The organism is Klebsiella sp. 10-1 (assembly GCF_009758445.1).
GTDB lineage: Bacteria > Pseudomonadota > Gammaproteobacteria > Enterobacterales > Enterobacteriaceae > Klebsiella > Klebsiella scottii.
Genome location: NZ_WQRE01000001.1, coordinates 534,460 through 550,882, shown reverse-complemented (window position 1 = coordinate 550,882; position 16,423 = coordinate 534,460). Strand labels below are relative to the sequence as shown.

The window sequence follows — 16,423 nt, the reverse complement described above, 5'->3', positions numbered from 1 at the left end:
GTCCTTCTGTTAGTGCGTCGCGCCGCCGGTAAGGCTGAGATCGTCGTCGTGGGTCAGAGCCACGGCAATCGCCGTTTCCAGCGCCGCTCGTATCGTTTCCAGCGCCATACTCGCCTCGCCGGGATGGGCCGCAGCCTGCTCCGGCAGATACGGAATATGAATAAAGCCGCCTTTTGCGCCAGCTTTACCCTGCAGCCGGTGCAGCAAACCGTACATCACGTGATTGCACACGAACGTCCCCGCCGTTTGTGATACCGATGCGGGAATGCCCTGCTGGCGCAGCGCGGCGACGATCGCTTTGATCGGCACGCTGCTAAACCAGGCGGCCGGACCGCCGGCCACGATCGGCAGATCGATCGGCTGCTGGCCCTTGTTATCCGGGATCCGCGCATCGTCGATGTTTATCGCCACGCGTTCAACGGTAATATCAGCCCGCCCTCCCGCCTGGCCAACGGCAAGGGTCAACGCGGGGTTGAGCTCATCCAGCGCGGCGTGAAGCACCGTCAGCGCCTCGTTAAAAACGCAGGGCAGCCGTCGCGCCACGACGCGCTCTCCGGCAATAATAGCGCCATCAAGTCGCTTTACCACTTCCCATGAAGGGTTAAGCGCTTCGCCGTCAAATGGCTCGAAACCGGTAATCAATACGCCAGCCATGCTCCCTTTTCCTCTCCCTGCATCGTCATCGTAGGTTGTCACTATCTGGCTACTCTTCCAACGCCGCGCTGACCTGAATGTTGCGTCCGGCAAACGCCGCGCGTAAACGGCGGGCAAACTCCAGCGCGTGCTCCCCGTCTCCGTGCAGACAAACGGTTTCAGCCATGACGTGCGCCCACTCGCCGGTCACGCTGCGCACCCGCTGGTGCTGCACCATCTCCAGCGTTTGCGCCAGCGCCTGCTCCTCGTCGGCAATCATCGCGCCGGGCTGTGAACGCGGCACCAGACTGCCGTCGGCCAGATATCCCCGATCGGCGAAAACCTCCTGGCGGGTGGATAGCCGGTAATGCTGGCCTGCCCGAATCAGCTCGCTTCCCGCCAGCCCAATCAGCACCAGCTCGGGATTAAAATCACGCACGGCTCTGGCAATCGCATCCGCCAGCGGAGCCTCTTTTGCCGCCTGGTTGTACAGCATCCCGTGCGGCTTGACGTGCTGCAGATCGCCGCCCTCGGCGCGGGCAATCGCGGCCAGGGCGCCAATCTGGTACAGCGTCTGGACGTAAACCGTCTCCGGCGGTAGCTGCATCGCGGTACGGCCAAAGTTTTGTCGGTCCGGATAACCCGGATGCGCGCCAATCGCAACGCCGTTTTTTAGCGCCTCGCGCACGCACTGATGCATCAGCAGCGCATCGCCGGCGTGAAAGCCGCAGGCGATATTGGCGGAAGAGATCAGCTGCAAAAGAGCGCTATCGTTGGCGCAGCCTTCGCCAAGATCGGCATTAAGGTCAATCTTCATCGTTAAGCCTCCACGCCAGCTGGTCCAGGTAACGCTGGCGGTCGGCGCGCGCTTTCAGCGCCTCCTCCAGCGAACAGGAAACAAAGTGAATCGGCTGACCCAACTGAATTTGCGCCAGCTGGTACATATCCGCCTCAATGATGCTCGCGATACGCGGATAGCCGCCGGTGGTTTGCGCATCGTTCATCAGCACAATCGGCTGGCCGCTATGCGGCACCTGCACCACGCCGGGCAGCAGGCCGTGAGAGAGCATTTCGCGATCGGTCGTGCGCGTAAGCGGCTGTCCCTGCAGGCGGTAGCCCATCCGGTTGCTCTGCGCGCTCAGCTGCCACGGCGAACGCCAGAAAGAGGCCTGCGAGGTACTGTCGAACTCATGATATTCCGGCCCGGGCAGCGCGCGAATGCGGTTGCCGATGGGCAGCTGTTTGACGCCCTGCGGGCCGCTGAAATGGCGGGACGGCTTGCCCGACGTCAGCCGATCGCCGTCCTTCAGGCGCCGCCCCTCCAGCCCGCCGATCCCGACCTTCAGGTCCGTGCTGCGAGAACCGAGCACCAGCGGCACGTCGATGCCCCCCGCCACCGCCAGATAGCTGCGGATGCCGTGCTGAGGGTTCTTTAGCACCAGATGCTGGCCGGCTTGCGCCGCCGTCCGCCAGCCGATCCAAACCGGCTTGCCGCCCACCGTCGCCTCACAGGCGGCGCCGGTCAGCGCAAACCAGCAGTCCTGTTCAAACTCAATATCCACCTGCCCAAGAGTGATCTCCAGAGCGGCCGCGTTGGCGTCATTCCCCACCAGCAGGTTAGCGATGGTCAGCGCCGGCTTATCCAGCGCGCCGCAGCGGCTGATAGCCGACTGGCGCTGCCCTTCCCGGCCGCCGTCCTGCACCGAGGTATACATCCCTGCGCGAATCATCTTCAACATAGGCCCTCCTTTTGCGGCACGAAGCGTACTCTGTCCCCAGACCGCAGCAGCGCCGGCTCCTTGCGCTGCGCATCAAATAGCGCCAGCGGCGTCCGCCCCAGCAGCTGCCAGCCGCCGGGCGTCGCCAGCGGATAGATGCCGGTTTGCGCGCCGCCGATACCGACTGAACCCGCCGCGACCTGCAGACGCGGCTCCGCGCGGCGCGGCATTGCCAGCCGTTCCGGCAGGCCGCCGAGATAGGGAAAACCCGGCTGGAAGCCGAGGAACCACACCACGTACTCCACCGACGAGTGCAGCTCAACCACCTGCTTCTCCGTCAGCCCGCAGTGGCGCGCCACCTCGGCGAGGTCGGGCCCCGCTTCTCCGCCGTAGATGACCGGGATCGCAATCTCCCGCGACTCAGGCTCAAGGGCTTCACTCTCTTCCCACCAGCGCTGCAAACGTTCAATCGCATCCCACGCCATGAGCTGCGGGTGGCGCAGCACCACGGTGATATTATTCATGCCCGGTATAACGTCCACCGCATCTTCATGATCCACCAGCCGCTGGGCCAGGCGCCAGATGCGCTTTTGACTTTCCAGCGTAACCGGGGGCTCCAGCTCCAGAACTACCGCCGTTTCGCCTAGCAGATAACAACGCGCTCGCTGCACTTTTCTCTCTCCCTTCAGGCCGGGTTAGGGATATCAATAAACGTGACGTCCAGATCGGTATTTTCCGTCAGCCATTCGCTAAGGGCGCGAATGCCGCCGCGCTCGGTTGCATGGTGCCCGGCGGCATAAAAATGCAGCGACTGCTCGCGCGCCGAGTGAATGGTTTGTTCCGAAACTTCGCCGGTAATAAAGGCATCGACGCCAAAGCGCGCCGCGCTGTCGATAAAGCCCTGACCGCCGCCGGTGCACCACGCCACCCGCGAGACTTTTTCCGGCCCGGTATCGCCGCACCACAGCGGTTTACGTCCCAAACGCGCTTCAACCCACGAGGCCAGCTCCAGGCCGGAGACCGGCATCGACAGTTCGCCCCACGGCACCAGGGGCTCAATCTCCCCCATAATGGTGATACCCAGCAGCTGGGCCAGCTGCGCGTTATTGCCCAGTTCAGGATGAGCATCCAGCGGCAGGTGCCATCCGTAGAGATTGATATCATTGGCCAGCAGGGTTTTCAGGCGCTGGCGTTTTATGCCGCGGATAGCCGGCGCCTCTCCCTTCCAGAAATAGCCATGATGGACAATCACCGCATCCGCCTGCAGGCGCACGGCCTCATCCAGCAGCGCCTGGCTGGCGGTCACGCCGGTGACAATTTTTTGCACCGTCTCGCGTCCTTCCACCTGCAGGCCGTTCGGCGCATAGTCGCTGAACGTCGCGCTGTTAAGCTTTTCGTTAATGAGTTGTTCCAGTTCGCTATTTTTCATTGCCGCTCCATCAGGTCGTCAGGTTATCTGCGAAGATAACATAACGATAACCGCGCTGACCGTCGATAGCACGCTCGCGACGCCCTCTATTTTGACTTTTAGCTTAAAGCCGCAATTTGTCTACCTTCCCCATCGCGCATTCGTGTATATTTATGCACTATTACAGCATATTAAATAATCAGAAAGCCTTTAAGACCATGAATTCCACTACTAAAGCGCTATTCATGCAGGAAGATCGACTTTCGCTTTACGGCAGGAACTGAGCGTTACATGAATACACAATCATCGCAGCCACGCGCCATCTACTACGTCGTCGCGCTGCAAATCTGGGAATATTTCAGTTTTTACGGTATGCGGGCGCTGCTGATTTTGTATCTCACCAATCAGCTTAAGTATGATGATAACCACGCCTACGCCCTCTTCAGCGCCTACTGTTCCCTGGTTTACGTTACGCCGATCCTCGGCGGTTTTCTGGCTGATAAGCTGTTAGGCAACCGCATGGCGGTGATGATCGGCGCGCTGCTGATGGCTATTGGCCACCTGGTGCTCGGCGCCAGCGAAATCGCCCCCACCTTCCTCTACCTGTCGCTGGCCATTATCGTTTGCGGCTACGGACTGTTTAAGTCCAACGTCAGCTGCCTGCTCGGCGAGCTATACGAGCCGACCGATCCGCGTCGCGACGGCGGTTTCTCGCTGATGTACGCCGCGGGCAACATCGGCTCCATTATCGCGCCTATCGCCTGCGGATACGTGCAGGAAGAGTACAGCTGGGCGATGGGCTTCGCGCTGGCGGCCATCGGCATGATCGCCGGGCTGGTGATTTTCCTCTGCGGCAGCCGTCATTTTCGCCATACCTCCGGCGTCAACCGTCAGGCGCTGCGCGCCCGCCGCTTCATGCTGCCGAACTGGGGCTGGCTGCTGGTGCTGCTGGTGGCCGCCCCGCTGCTGATTACCGTGCTGTTCTGGCAGGAGTGGTCGGTCTATGCGCTGATTGTCGCCACCGTCATTGGCCTGGCGGTGCTGGCAAGAATCTATCTGCGGGCGGAAACCGCCAAACAGCGCCGGGATCTGCGGCTGATTATCATCCTGACCGGCTTCAGCCTGCTGTTCTGGGCCTTTGCCCAGCAGGGCGGCAGCTCCATCAGCCTGTACATCGACCGCTTCGTTAACCGCCATGTTATGCGCTACGAAGTCCCGACCGCGATGTTCCAGTCGGTGAATGCCTTTGCGGTGATGCTCTGCGGGATGGTTCTGGCGTGGCTGGTCAAAGAGAATATCAGCGGCAACCGCACCGTGCGCATCTGGGGCAAATTTGCGCTGGGCCTTGGCCTGATGAGCGCCGGTTTTTGTATCCTGACGCTGAGCGCCCGCTGGTCGGCCACCTACGGCCACTCCTCAATGCCGCTGATGGTGCTGGGGCTGGCGGTAATGGGCTTTGCCGAGCTGTTTATCGATCCGGTGGCGATGTCGCAGATTACGCGGATTGAAATACCCGGCGTCACCGGCGTGCTGACCGGCATCTACATGCTGCTCTCCGGCGCCATCGCCAACTATCTGGCGGGGGTTATCGCCGATCAGACGTCGCAGGCTTCGTTCGATTCGGCCGGGGCGGCGCACTACGCGATTGAGGCCTACATCGACGTGTTCAGCCAGATTACCTGGGGCTCGCTGGCCTGCGTCGGCCTGGTGCTGGCAATCTGGCTCTATCACTCGCTGCGGGTCAGGACCCGCCGCCTGGCGCTGGAGTAGCGCCTTTGCTGGCGGCCTCCCAGGCGGCCAGCGTCTCCAGCCGCGCCTGCTTGTGATCGACCAGCGGGCGCGGGTACGCCAGGGTTACGCCCTGCTTATCGGCCCAGACCCACGGCTGGTGCAGGGCCTTTTCCGGCACCGCTGCCAGCTCCGGCAGCCATTGGCGAATAAACCTTCCCGCTTTATCGAACTTCTCGCCCTGGGTCGTGGGGTTGAAGATGCGGAAATAGGGCGCCGCATCGGTGCCGGTAGACGCCGCCCATTGCCAGCCACCGTTATTGGCGGCTAAATCGCCGTCGATCAGCTGGCTGATGAAATAGCGCTCGCCGGCGCGCCAGTCGACGCGCAGATCCTTAACCAGAAAGCTGGCAACAATCATCCGCAGGCGGTTGTGCATCCAGCCCGTCGCGTTGAGCTGACGCATAGCGGCATCGACAATCGGAAAGCCGGTACGCCCCTCCTGCCACGCCTCCAGCCCCGGCTCATCGTCGAGCCACGCCACCCTGTCGGTCCAGGAGATAAACGGCCGCCCCTTGCACAGCCCCGGGTAGTAAACCATCAGGTGGCGATAGAACTCGCGCCAGATAAGCTCGTTGAGCCACACCGCCCCGCCCTCGCCGTCCAGCGCGCCGGGCTGCTCCGCCAGCAGACGATGCAGGCACTGGCGCGGCGAGAGCGCGCCAATCGCCAGGCACGGCGAAAGCCGGCTGGTACCCTCCAGCGCCGGAAAGTCGCGCTGCTGGTCATAATCGGCGGCCTTCTGCTGGCAAAAAGCGCGCAGGCTGGCGATGGCGGCTTTTTCATCGCCGGCAAACAGCAGCGGGTCGAACGCCGTCTGCGGGTAGTCAATCTCCGCGAGGGCAGCCGGCGTCAGCGGCCCGTTTTTACGCACCTTCGGCGCCGCCACGCACTCCGGCAGCATCTCGCGCAGACGGCGGATAAAGGCGTTTTTGAACGGCGTGAACACCTTATACATTTCACGACTGCCGGTCAGCACGCTGCCAGGCGCCAGCAGCAGGCTGTCGTCAAATCCCTGGCACACCACGCGGCCCAGCGTTTTCTCCACCGCCGCGTCGCGCTGGCGCTCATTGATTTCATACTGATAGTTGTAAAACAGATGGCTGACCTGCTGCTCCTCGCAGAACCTGGCCAGCAGCGCGACGCTGGCGGCAAAATCGGTCGCCTGCGCCACCTGCAGCGCGATACCGCGCTCGGCCAGCGCGGCCTGCAGGCTCCGCAAATGGCTGACCATAAACGCCGCCTGACGCGGCGCCATCCCGTGCTGACGCCACTGTTCGGGCGTGGCGATAAATAGCGCCAGAACGTTGGCGTCGGGATCGCGGCAGGCCGCAGCCAGCGCCAGATTATCGTGAATGCGCAGATCCGCGCGAAACCAGACCAGATGGGTGGCCATAAAACTCCTGCTCTTAATAGCGTCTCGTTAGTCCTGCAACTCAGGCCAGGGGTTGAAATAGCGCTGGCCGGCGAGCCAGGGATCGGGAAATTCGCTCATATAGTGTTGGAGGAGGCTCACCGGCGCAAGCAGCGGCTGCTGGCCGCGGCGATATTCGTCAATCAGCGACGTCAGCTCCTGCTTCTGCTGTGCAGTCAAATGTTCGCGGAAGTAGCCCTGAACGTGCATCAGCACGTTGGTGTGATTGGCGCGAGTGGACGGATGGGCCAGCAGCTTCACCAGCCGCTCGCGATAGGCAACAAAAAACTCCTCCAGCGACGGCCATCGGGCGATCTCCGCCATGAAGGGACCAATCTGGCGGTATTCAGGCTGTGAATGGGCCAGCAGCAACAGCTTATAGCGGCTGTGAAAATCCATCAGCCGGCCCCGGGTCAGCCCATCGCGGCGCAGATTATCCAGCTCGCGCAGGGTGTAAAAACGGGTTTTGTCATCATCCTCTAGCCAGTTATCGCTCATGACGGCTCCTTTATCGTTAAAGAGCTATCAGTGTAAGCCACAACGGGCGAAAAAAAACCGCCGGAAAACCGGCGGTTGCTTTGTCAGTCGACGGGATGGCGATCAGTAAAAATCAGCGGCGGCCTTTTCGGCCTGCGCCATCCATACCGGCTGTTCGCTGGTCTTCGCCCATACGCGGTGCAGCCAGCTGTAATAGCGGGCTCTGTCTTTCCAGAACAGCATCACCGGAAATGCCGCAACGCCGGCCACGACGGCGAAAGCGCGACGTAAGAAGACTACGTGAGCAGGATAAGTTTTGTATAACGCCATAATTTCTCTCCCTTATGTCAGGCCGGCAATTAACGCCGGTAAATTATCAATGTCTCTCTGCGCAAAATAATAGCGCTTTGGTTGTAATTTTACTACTCATCCGACCACTAAAAGCGGCTTATTTAGCCTTTATTTACATTCATCCGGTAATTGAGTTACAGAAAAGTTAAATTAATACTAACCATTAGTTAAATAATGGTCTTTGGCATTTTTATACTTTTTTTACACCGCCCCCGCCGATTTTTGCAAAATCTTTGCGCCGTAATTCCTATCCTGCGGGTAAATCGTAAATACACCCGGAGGTGGATTGTGAGTGCAGGCGTAATCGCTGGCGTGGCGCTGGTGTTCCTGTTGCTGGCTTATTTGGTTTATGCCCTGATCAACGCGGAGGCATTCTGATGGCCGCTCAAGGATTTTTACTTATCGCCAGCTTTATTGGGCTGCTGATGGTTCTGGCCCGCCCGCTGGGAACGGTGCTTGCCAGAATGATCGCCGATACCCCGCTGCCCGGCCTGGCCGGGATCGAACGCGGGATCTGGCGCGTCGCAGGTATTCGTTCACAGGAGATGAACTGGTATCAGTATCTCTTCGCCATTCTGCTGTTTAACGCCCTCGGGATGGCGGCGCTGTTTACGCTGCTGATGCTGCAGGGATCGCTGCCGCTTAACCCTCAGCATCTGCCCGGCCTCTCCTGGGACCTGGCGCTGAACACGGCGGTTAGCTTTGTCAGTAACACCAACTGGCAGGCCTACGCCGGTGAAACCACCATGAGCTATCTCAGCCAGATGGTGGGCCTGGCGGTGCAGAACTTCCTCTCAGCGGCAACCGGTATCGCGGTGATCTTCGCCTTCACCCGCGCCTGGTCACGCCAGCAGGTGAGCACTCTCGGCAACGCCTGGGTCGACCTCACCCGCATCACGCTCTGGCTGCTGCTGCCGATCTCGCTGCTGCTCGCCCTGTTCTTTATTCAGCAGGGCGTGCCGCAAAATCTGCTGCCGTACCAGGCTTTCACCTCCCTGGAAGGCGTACGCCAGACGCTGCCGATGGGGCCGGTGGCGTCGCAGGAAGCCATTAAAATGCTGGGGACTAACGGCGGCGGATTCTTTAACGCCAACTCGGCGCATCCGTTCGAAAACCCGACGGCGCTAAGCAATATGGTGCAGATGCTGGCGATCTTCCTGATCCCGGCGGCGCTGTGCTTTGCCTTCGGTGAGGCGGTGGGCGATCGCCGTCAGGGTCGGGCAATTTTGTGGGCCATGACGCTTATCTTCATCGTCTGCGCGGCGGTAGTAATGTGGGCGGAAACCCACGGCAACCCGCATCTGCTGGCGCTTGGCGCCGATAGCAGCGCGAATATGGAAGGCAAAGAGAGCCGCTTTGGCATTTTAGCCAGCAGCCTGTTTGCGGTGGTGACTACCGCCGCCTCCTGCGGCGCGGTGAACGCCATGCATGACTCCTTTACCGCGCTGGGCGGCATGGTGCCGATGTGGCTGATGCAGATCGGCGAGGTGGTCTTCGGCGGCGTCGGATCGGGGCTGTACGGCATGCTGCTGTTCGTCATGCTGGCGGTGTTTATCGCCGGACTGATGATCGGCCGGACGCCGGAGTATCTGGGTAAAAAGATCGACGTGCGCGAGATGAAAATGATCGCCCTGGCGATCCTCGTTACCCCGACCCTGGTTCTGCTCGGCACCGCGCTGGCGATGATGACCGATGCCGGACGGGCAGCGATGTTTAACCCCGGCCCGCACGGCTTTAGCGAAGTGCTGTACGCCGTCACTTCGGCGGCCAATAACAACGGCAGCGCCTTCGGCGGCCTGAGCGCGGCCACCCCGTTCTGGAACCTGCTGCTGGCGTTCTGCATGCTGATCGGTCGTTTCGCGGTCATCGTTCCGGTGATGGCGATTGCCGGCTCGCTGGTCGGCAAGAAAATTCAGCCCGCCAGCACCGGCACGCTCGCCACCCATGACGTGCTGTTTATCGGCCTGCTGATCGGGACCGTGCTGCTGGTTGGCGCCCTGACCTTTATCCCAGCGCTGGCACTCGGCCCGCTGGCGGAACACTTCTCCTTACTTTAAGCGATGCGGAGCAACCTGTTATGAGTCGCAAACAATTAGCCCTGCTGGAGCCGACGCTGGTGCGCCAGGCGCTGCTGGACGCGGTGAAAAAGCTGAACCCTTCGGTGCAGTGGCGTAACCCGGTGATGTTCATTGTCTGGATCGGCAGCCTGGTCACCACCCTGCTCGCCATCGGCATGACCAGCGGGCATATTGCCGGCAGCGCCGGTTTTACCGCCGCCGTTAGCATCTGGCTGTGGTTTACCGTGCTGTTCGCTAACTTTGCCGAAGCGATGGCGGAGGGGCGCAGTAAAGCCCAGGCCAACAGCCTGAAAGGCGTCAAAAAGACCTCATTCGCCCGTAAACTACGCGCCCCGCAGCACGATGCCCGGATCGACCATATTCCGGCCGAGGATTTGCGCAAAGGCGACGTGGTGCTGGTGGAAGCCGGCGATATCATTCCCTGCGATGGCGAAGTGATTGAAGGCGGCGCTTCGGTAGATGAGAGCGCCATTACCGGGGAATCGGCGCCGGTGATCCGCGAATCCGGCGGCGACTTCGCGTCGGTCACCGGCGGGACGCGCATTCTCTCCGACTGGCTGGTGATCCGCTGCAGCGTTAATCCCGGCGAAACCTTCCTTGACCGGATGATCGCGATGGTGGAAGGCGCCCAGCGGCGCAAAACGCCGAACGAGATCGCGCTGACGATCCTGCTGATCGCCCTGACGCTGGTGTTCCTGCTGGCCACCGCCACTATCTGGCCCTTCTCCGCATGGAGCGGCAATGCGGTCAGCGTAACGGTACTGGTGGCGCTGCTGGTATGCCTGATCCCCACCACCATCGGCGGCCTGCTGTCGGCCATCGGCGTCGCCGGGATGAGCCGCATGCTGGGCGCGAACGTTATCGCTACCAGCGGGCGCGCGGTTGAAGCCGCCGGCGACGTTGACGTTCTGCTGCTGGATAAAACCGGCACCATTACCCTCGGCAACCGTCAGGCCTCGGCCTTCCTGCCAGCCCGCGGCGTGGAGGAGCGAACCCTCGCCGACGCGGCGCAGCTCTCCTCCCTGGCGGATGAGACGCCCGAAGGCCGCAGCATCGTGGTGCTGGCTAAACAGCGGTTCAATCTCCGCGAACGCGACCTGCAGTCGCTGCAGGCGACCTTCGTTCCGTTCACCGCCCAAACGCGGATGAGCGGCATCAACATCGATCAGCGCATGATCCGCAAAGGCTCGGTCGATGCCATTCGTCGCCACGTCGAGGCCAACGGCGGCCACTTCCCGGCGGACGTCGACAAACAGGTGGAAGAGGTCGCCCGTCTGGGCGCCACGCCGCTGGTAGTGGCCGAAGGCGAGCGCGTGCTGGGGGTTATTTCGCTGAAAGACATCGTCAAAGGCGGGATCAAGGAGCGCTTTGCCCAGCTGCGCAAGATGGGCATCAAAACGGTGATGATCACCGGCGATAACCGCCTGACCGCGGCGGCGATTGCCGCCGAAGCGGGCGTCGATGATTTTCTCGCCGAAGCCACGCCGGAAGCCAAGCTGGCGCTGATTCGCCAGTACCAGTCAGAGGGCCGGCTGGTGGCGATGACCGGCGACGGCACCAACGATGCCCCGGCGCTGGCCCAGGCCGACGTCGCGGTGGCGATGAACTCCGGTACCCAGGCGGCAAAAGAGGCCGGAAATATGGTCGACCTCGACTCCAACCCGACCAAATTAATTGAGGTGGTGCATATCGGTAAGCAGATGCTGATGACCCGGGGTTCGTTAACCACCTTCAGTATCGCCAACGACGTGGCGAAATATTTTGCCATTATTCCGGCCGCCTTTGCCGCCGTCTACCCGCAGCTCGCCATGCTCAACGTGATGCGCCTGCACTCGCCGTCATCGGCGATCCTCAGCGCGGTTATCTTTAACGCGCTGATTATCGTCTTCCTGATCCCGCTGGCGCTGAAGGGCGTGAGCTATCGCCCGCTGTCGGCATCGGCCATGCTGCGCCGTAACCTGTGGGTCTACGGTCTTGGCGGGCTGCTGGTGCCGTTTATCGGCATCAAAATCATCGATCTGCTGCTGACCCTGACCGGGTTGGTGTGAGGAAAATACCATGTCATTCATTCGTCCGGCCGTTGTGCTATTTATCCTGTTAACGCTGCTCACCGGCGGGCTCTATCCGCTGCTCACCACCGCTCTGGGGCAGTGGTGGTTCCCCCAGCAGGCGAACGGTTCGCCGATCCTCCTCAATGGCGAAGTGCGCGGCTCCAGCCTGATTGGGCAAAATTTTACCGCCGCAGGCTATTTCCAGGGACGACCTTCGGCCATCGCCCAGACGGCGGACAGTCCGCTGGCGTCCGGCGGAAGCAACCTCGCCGCCAGCAACCCGGCGCTGGATAAAGCCATCAGCGAACGAGTCGCGGCGCTACGCCGCGCCAACCCGGACGCCAGCCCACGGGTGCCGGTGGAGCTGGTCACCGCCTCGGCGAGCGGGCTGGATAACGGCCTGACTCCGGCGGCGGCGCTGTGGCAGGTTCCGCGCATCGCCAAAGCCCGCAGTCTGAGCGCGGAGCAGGTCACCCGGCTGGTGAATGAGGCGACGCAAAAACCGCTGGTCAGTTTTCTCGGCCAACCTGTGGTAAATATACTGCAGCTGAATATGGCGCTGGATGCCCTGAAGGATAACTAAAAATGAGTGACGAGCCGCTGCGCCCGGACCCTGACCGTCTGTTGCAACACGCCGCCGACCCGCATCGCGGGAAGCTGAAGGTGTTCTTTGGCGCCTGCGCGGGCGTCGGTAAAACCTGGGCGATGCTGGCGGAGGCGCAGCGGCTGCGTGCCCAGGGGCTCGATATTCTGATTGGCGTGGCGGAAACCCACGGGCGTAAAGAGACGGCGGCGATGCTGGAGGGGCTGAGCACCCTCCCCCCGCGCCGTTTCTCCCACCGCGGGCGCTACGTTCACGAATTCGATCTCGACGCCGCCCTGGCCCGCCGCCCGGCGCTGATTCTGGTCGATGAGCTGGCGCACAGCAACGCCCCCGGCTCACGCCACCCCAAACGCTGGCAGGACGTCGAAGAGCTTCTTGAAGCCGGAATCGACGTCTTTACCACCGTTAACGTCCAGCATCTGGAAAGCCTGAACGACGTGGTCAGCGGCATCACCGGCGTGCAGGTCCGCGAAACCGTCCCCGACCCGTTCTTTGATGCCGCCGATGACGTGGTGCTGGTCGATCTCCCGCCCGACGATCTTCGCCAGCGCCTCAACGAGGGGAAGGTTTATATCGGCGGCCAGGCCGAACGCGCCATCGAAAACTTCTTTCGCAAAGGTAACCTGATTGCCCTGCGCGAGCTGGCGCTGCGCCGCACCGCCGACCGGGTCGATGAGCAGATGCGCGCCTGGCGCGACCGCCAGGGTCAGGAGAAGGTCTGGCACACCCGCGACGCCATCCTGCTGTGCATTGGCCACAATACCGGCAGCGAGAAGCTGGTACGCGCCGCCGCCCGCCTGGCGGCCAGGCTCGGCAGCGTCTGGCACGCGGTCTACGTTGAAACCCCCTCGCTGCATCGCCTGCCGGAAGCCAGGCGGCGGGCGATCCTCGCGGCGCTCAGGCTCGCCCAGGAACTGGGCGCGGAGACCGCCACCTTGTCCGATCCTTCGGAAGAGAAAGCGGTTTTGCACTACGCGCGGGAACATAACCTCGGCAAGATCGTTATTGGCCGTCAGCGTCAGCGCCGCTGGTGGGATCGGCAGGGTTTTGCCGACCGCCTGGCCCGCCACGCGCCGGATCTCGATCTGGTGGTTATCGCCCTTGATGAAAAGAGCGCTCCCCTGCCCGCCCGCGCCGGCGATAGCCGCACCACAATGGATAAGTGGCGTCTGCAGCTGCAAGGCTGCTGCGTCGCGGTGGCAATATGCGCGGTAATTACGCTCGTCGCCATGCAGTGGCTGGTGGCCTTTGAGGCCGCTAACCTGGTGATGATCTACCTGCTCGGGGTGGTGGTTATCGCCCTGCTGTACGGCCGCTGGCCGTCGGTGCTGGCGACGGTTATCAACGTCGTCAGCTTCGATCTGTTCTTTATCGCCCCGCGCGGGACGCTGGCGGTTTCCGACGTCCAGTATCTCCTGACCTTCGGAGTCATGCTCACCGTTGGCCTGGTGATCGGCAACCTTACCGCCGGCGTGCGCTACCAGGCCCGCGTGGCCCGCTACCGCGAGCAGCGCACCCGCCACCTGTATGAGATGTCAAAAGCGCTGGCGGTCGGGCGCAGCCGGGAAGATATTGCGCTGACCAGCGAGCGCTTTATCGCCTCTACTTTCCAGGCCCGGGGCCAGCTCCTGCTGCCCGACGATAGCGGAGCTCTGCGGCCGCTGACACAGCAGACGGGGCTCACCTCGTGGGATGATGCGATTGCGCGCTGGAGTTTCGATAAAGGCCAGCCCGCCGGCGCGGGTACCGATACGCTGCCCGGCGTTCCCTATCAGATTCTGCCGCTGAAAAGCGCCGCCCGCAGCTGGGGGCTGCTGGTGGTTGAGCCGGATAACCTGCGCCAGCTGATGATCCCCGAGCAGCAGCGCCTGCTGGAGACCTTTACCCTGCTGGTCGCCAGCGCCCTTGAGCGGCTGACGCTCACCGCCAGCGAAGAGCAGGCCCGGCTTAACAGCGAACGCGAAAGCCTGCGTAACTCCCTGCTGGCGGCGCTGTCGCATGATTTACGCACCCCGCTGACGATCCTCTTCGGTCAGGCGGAGATTCTGACCCTCGACCTGGCGAGCGAAGGATCGAAGCACGCGCCGCAGGCCAACGAAATTCGCCAGCACGTGCTCAACACCACCCGGCTGGTGAATAATCTGCTGGATATGGCGCGGATCCAGTCCGGCGGCTTTAATTTACACAAAGAGTGGCTCACTCTCGAAGAGGTGGTCGGCAGCGCGCTGCGGATGCTGGAGCCGGGTCTCGGCGGCCAGCATATTCAGCTGGCGCTACCCGACCCGCTGCTACTGGTTCACGTTGACGGGCCGCTGTTTGAGCGGGTGCTGATCAATCTGCTGGAGAATGCGCTGAAGTACGCCGGACCGCAGGCGCAAATCGGCATTACGGCGCAGGCCGACGATCGCCAGCTGCTGCTCAACGTGTGGGATAATGGCCCGGGGATCCCCCTGGGCCAGGAGCAGGCTATCTTTGATAAGTTCGCCCGCGGTCATAAAGAGTCCGCGATCCCAGGCGTAGGGCTGGGGCTGGCAATCTGCCAGGCGATCGTCGAGGTCCACGGCGGCACCATCGCCGCGCAAACGCGCCCTGAGGGCGGCGCCTGCTTCCGTGTTACACTGCCGCGAGAAGCGCCGCCGGAGCTGGATGAGTGGTGCGGCGACGCCTGACCTGACTGCAAGCACTAGCCGAGGAACCGTGATCAACGTTCTTATTATTGAAGATGAACATGCTATTCGTCGCTTTCTGCGCACCGCGCTGGAAGCCGACGGCATGCGCGTATTTGAAGCCGAAACGCTGCAGCGCGGTCTTCTCGAAGCCGCAACCCGCAAGCCTGACCTGACGATCCTTGACCTTGGCCTCCCCGATGGCGACGGCAGCGATTTTATTCGCGAAGTGCGCCAGTGGAGCCAGATGCCGATTATCGTGCTGTCGGCGCGTACGGAAGAACAGGATAAGATTGCCGCGCTGGATGCCGGCGCCGATGACTATCTGAGTAAGCCGTTTGGCATTGGCGAGCTGCAGGCGCGGCTGCGGGTCGCGCTGCGCCGCCACGCCGGCGCCCAGGCCGATGAACCCATCGTCCGCTTTTCCACTATCCAGGTTGATATCCCGGCGCGGCGTATCCTTCGCGGCGAGGAGGAAGTGCATCTGACTCCGATTGAGTTCCGCCTGCTGGCTGCGCTGCTGAATAATGCCGGCAAAGTGCTGACCCAGCGCCATCTGCTGAATCACGTCTGGGGGCCGAACGCGGTGGAGCACAGCCACTATCTGCGAATTTATATGGGGCATCTGCGGCAAAAGCTGGAGGTTGATCCCGCGCGGCCGCAGCATCTGCTGACCGAGACCGGCATTGGCTACCGGTTTATGCCGTAAATTCTTTTTCATTTATTTTTAATAAAAATAATTTTATTTGCAGAAAAAATCTCATTGCTGAGGAAATAATATTTCCCCGGCAACGAATCATTTCACTCTCATAATGTAACAAAAAATCAACTCAACAAGAACAATAAAGATAATCATAACAAAAACGCAACAAAAACCAGTCAAATATATTGCCATTGATCTGTTTTATTGATCAACTTCACGGAAACTATCAGTTTTACAAATAAAATGACTGCACTTTCAACAGAAAATGAAAGGAACGTTAAAAATGGAAAACAATAACCGACTAATGCCTCATATAAGGCGTACAACGCATATTATGATGTTCTCTCACCGCAATAGCTTCGATTTTCATTTCTTTAATGCCCGATAGTCTTCTGACTTCGGGCACTCAGTATGCAGGTCTTCCCGATCCCTTGTGATACGGGGGAATTCCTGCACTCCGCGTGGTGCTCACCCACATAAACCCTGAATTAACCATGACCGGATGCGGTAGGGTTTATTGTATCTAAAAAAA

General features: G+C 61.2%; 15 protein-coding genes and 1 pseudogene. 8 read left to right on the top strand and 8 right to left on the bottom strand.

Annotated features, from left to right (window positions below):
• Positions 1-9: 9 nt before the first annotated feature.
• The 5 genes from pcp to GO007_RS02545 are packed head-to-tail and all read right to left on the bottom strand — an operon-like array spanning position 10 to position 3,780.
• On the bottom strand, positions 10-654 hold the full coding sequence (gene pcp / locus GO007_RS02565; protein WP_095095137.1) for a pyroglutamyl-peptidase I: 645 nt from the start codon (positions 652-654) through the stop codon (positions 10-12).
• Positions 655-703: 49 nt separating this feature from the next.
• A complete protein-coding gene (gene pxpA, locus GO007_RS02560; RefSeq protein WP_095095134.1) occupies positions 704-1,450 on the bottom strand; it encodes a 5-oxoprolinase subunit PxpA in 747 nt (248 codons plus the stop codon).
• Positions 1,440-2,372 carry a 5-oxoprolinase subunit PxpC gene (gene pxpC, locus GO007_RS02555; protein ID WP_095095132.1) on the bottom strand — a complete coding sequence of 311 codons (933 nt, stop codon included), beginning with the start codon at positions 2,370-2,372 and terminating at the stop codon, positions 1,440-1,442. The genes pxpA and pxpC overlap by 11 nt, the downstream gene beginning before the upstream one ends.
• The gene (gene pxpB / locus GO007_RS02550; protein ID WP_095095128.1) at positions 2,366-3,022 is read right to left on the bottom strand and encodes a 5-oxoprolinase subunit PxpB; all 657 of its coding nucleotides are present in this window, start codon (positions 3,020-3,022) and stop codon (positions 2,366-2,368) included. Before pxpB ends, pxpC begins: the two co-directional genes overlap by 7 nt.
• Before the next feature lie 14 nt (positions 3,023-3,036).
• Positions 3,037-3,780: a type 2 GTP cyclohydrolase I gene (locus GO007_RS02545; protein ID WP_095095125.1), complete on the bottom strand. Its 744-nt coding sequence runs from the start codon at positions 3,778-3,780 to the stop codon at positions 3,037-3,039.
• Between the two features lie 270 nt (positions 3,781-4,050).
• Here GO007_RS02545 and dtpD point away from each other — a divergent pair, with 270 nt between their 5' ends.
• The gene (gene dtpD / locus GO007_RS02540; RefSeq protein ID WP_095095123.1) at positions 4,051-5,529 is read left to right on the top strand and encodes a dipeptide permease DtpD; all 1,479 of its coding nucleotides are present in this window, start codon (positions 4,051-4,053) and stop codon (positions 5,527-5,529) included.
• Here the strand turns inward: dtpD and phrB are convergent.
• The 3 genes and pseudogenes from phrB to GO007_RS02525 all read right to left on the bottom strand — a co-directional run bounded on the left by phrB (position 5,501) and on the right by GO007_RS02525 (position 7,768).
• Positions 5,501-6,943 (bottom strand): deoxyribodipyrimidine photo-lyase, encoded by a 1,443-nt coding sequence (gene phrB, locus GO007_RS02535; RefSeq protein WP_095095120.1) that lies wholly within the window; start codon positions 6,941-6,943, stop codon positions 5,501-5,503. The genes dtpD and phrB overlap by 29 nt on opposite strands.
• Before the next feature lie 27 nt (positions 6,944-6,970).
• Positions 6,971-7,459 (bottom strand): annotated as a pseudogene (locus tag GO007_RS02530) (DUF1722 domain-containing protein); the annotation flags it as partial.
• Between the two features lie 102 nt (positions 7,460-7,561).
• A complete protein-coding gene (locus tag GO007_RS02525) occupies positions 7,562-7,768 on the bottom strand; it encodes a DUF2517 family protein (RefSeq protein ID WP_095095114.1) in 207 nt (68 codons plus the stop codon).
• 309 nt (positions 7,769-8,077) lie between these two features.
• Between GO007_RS02525 and kdpF the strand changes: the two genes are divergently transcribed.
• The 7 genes from kdpF (at position 8,078) to speFL (ending at position 16,279) form a co-directional block, all read left to right on the top strand.
• Positions 8,078-8,167 carry a K(+)-transporting ATPase subunit F gene (kdpF, locus tag GO007_RS29040; protein WP_015584874.1) on the top strand — a complete coding sequence of 30 codons (90 nt, stop codon included), beginning with the start codon at positions 8,078-8,080 and terminating at the stop codon, positions 8,165-8,167.
• Positions 8,167-9,846 carry a potassium-transporting ATPase subunit KdpA gene (gene kdpA, locus GO007_RS02515; protein ID WP_095095111.1) on the top strand — a complete coding sequence of 560 codons (1,680 nt, stop codon included), beginning with the start codon at positions 8,167-8,169 and terminating at the stop codon, positions 9,844-9,846. Before kdpF ends, kdpA begins: the two co-directional genes overlap by 1 nt.
• A gap of 20 nt (positions 9,847-9,866) precedes the next feature.
• Positions 9,867-11,915 (top strand): potassium-transporting ATPase subunit KdpB, encoded by a 2,049-nt coding sequence (kdpB, locus tag GO007_RS02510; protein ID WP_095095108.1) that lies wholly within the window; start codon positions 9,867-9,869, stop codon positions 11,913-11,915.
• 10 nt (positions 11,916-11,925) lie between these two features.
• Positions 11,926-12,501, top strand: coding sequence for a potassium-transporting ATPase subunit KdpC (kdpC, locus tag GO007_RS02505; RefSeq protein ID WP_095095105.1), 576 nt, complete (start codon positions 11,926-11,928; stop codon positions 12,499-12,501).
• A 2-nt stretch (positions 12,502-12,503) separates the two neighbouring features.
• Positions 12,504-15,191 (top strand): two-component system sensor histidine kinase KdpD, encoded by a 2,688-nt coding sequence (gene kdpD, locus GO007_RS02500; protein ID WP_095095104.1) that lies wholly within the window; start codon positions 12,504-12,506, stop codon positions 15,189-15,191.
• Positions 15,192-15,219: 28 nt separating this feature from the next.
• Positions 15,220-15,897 (top strand): two-component system response regulator KdpE, encoded by a 678-nt coding sequence (kdpE, locus tag GO007_RS02495; protein ID WP_095095103.1) that lies wholly within the window; start codon positions 15,220-15,222, stop codon positions 15,895-15,897.
• 277 nt (positions 15,898-16,174) lie between these two features.
• On the top strand, positions 16,175-16,279 hold the full coding sequence (gene speFL / locus GO007_RS02490) for a leader peptide SpeFL (protein WP_143350131.1): 105 nt from the start codon (positions 16,175-16,177) through the stop codon (positions 16,277-16,279).
• Positions 16,280-16,423: the final 144 nt, after the last annotated feature.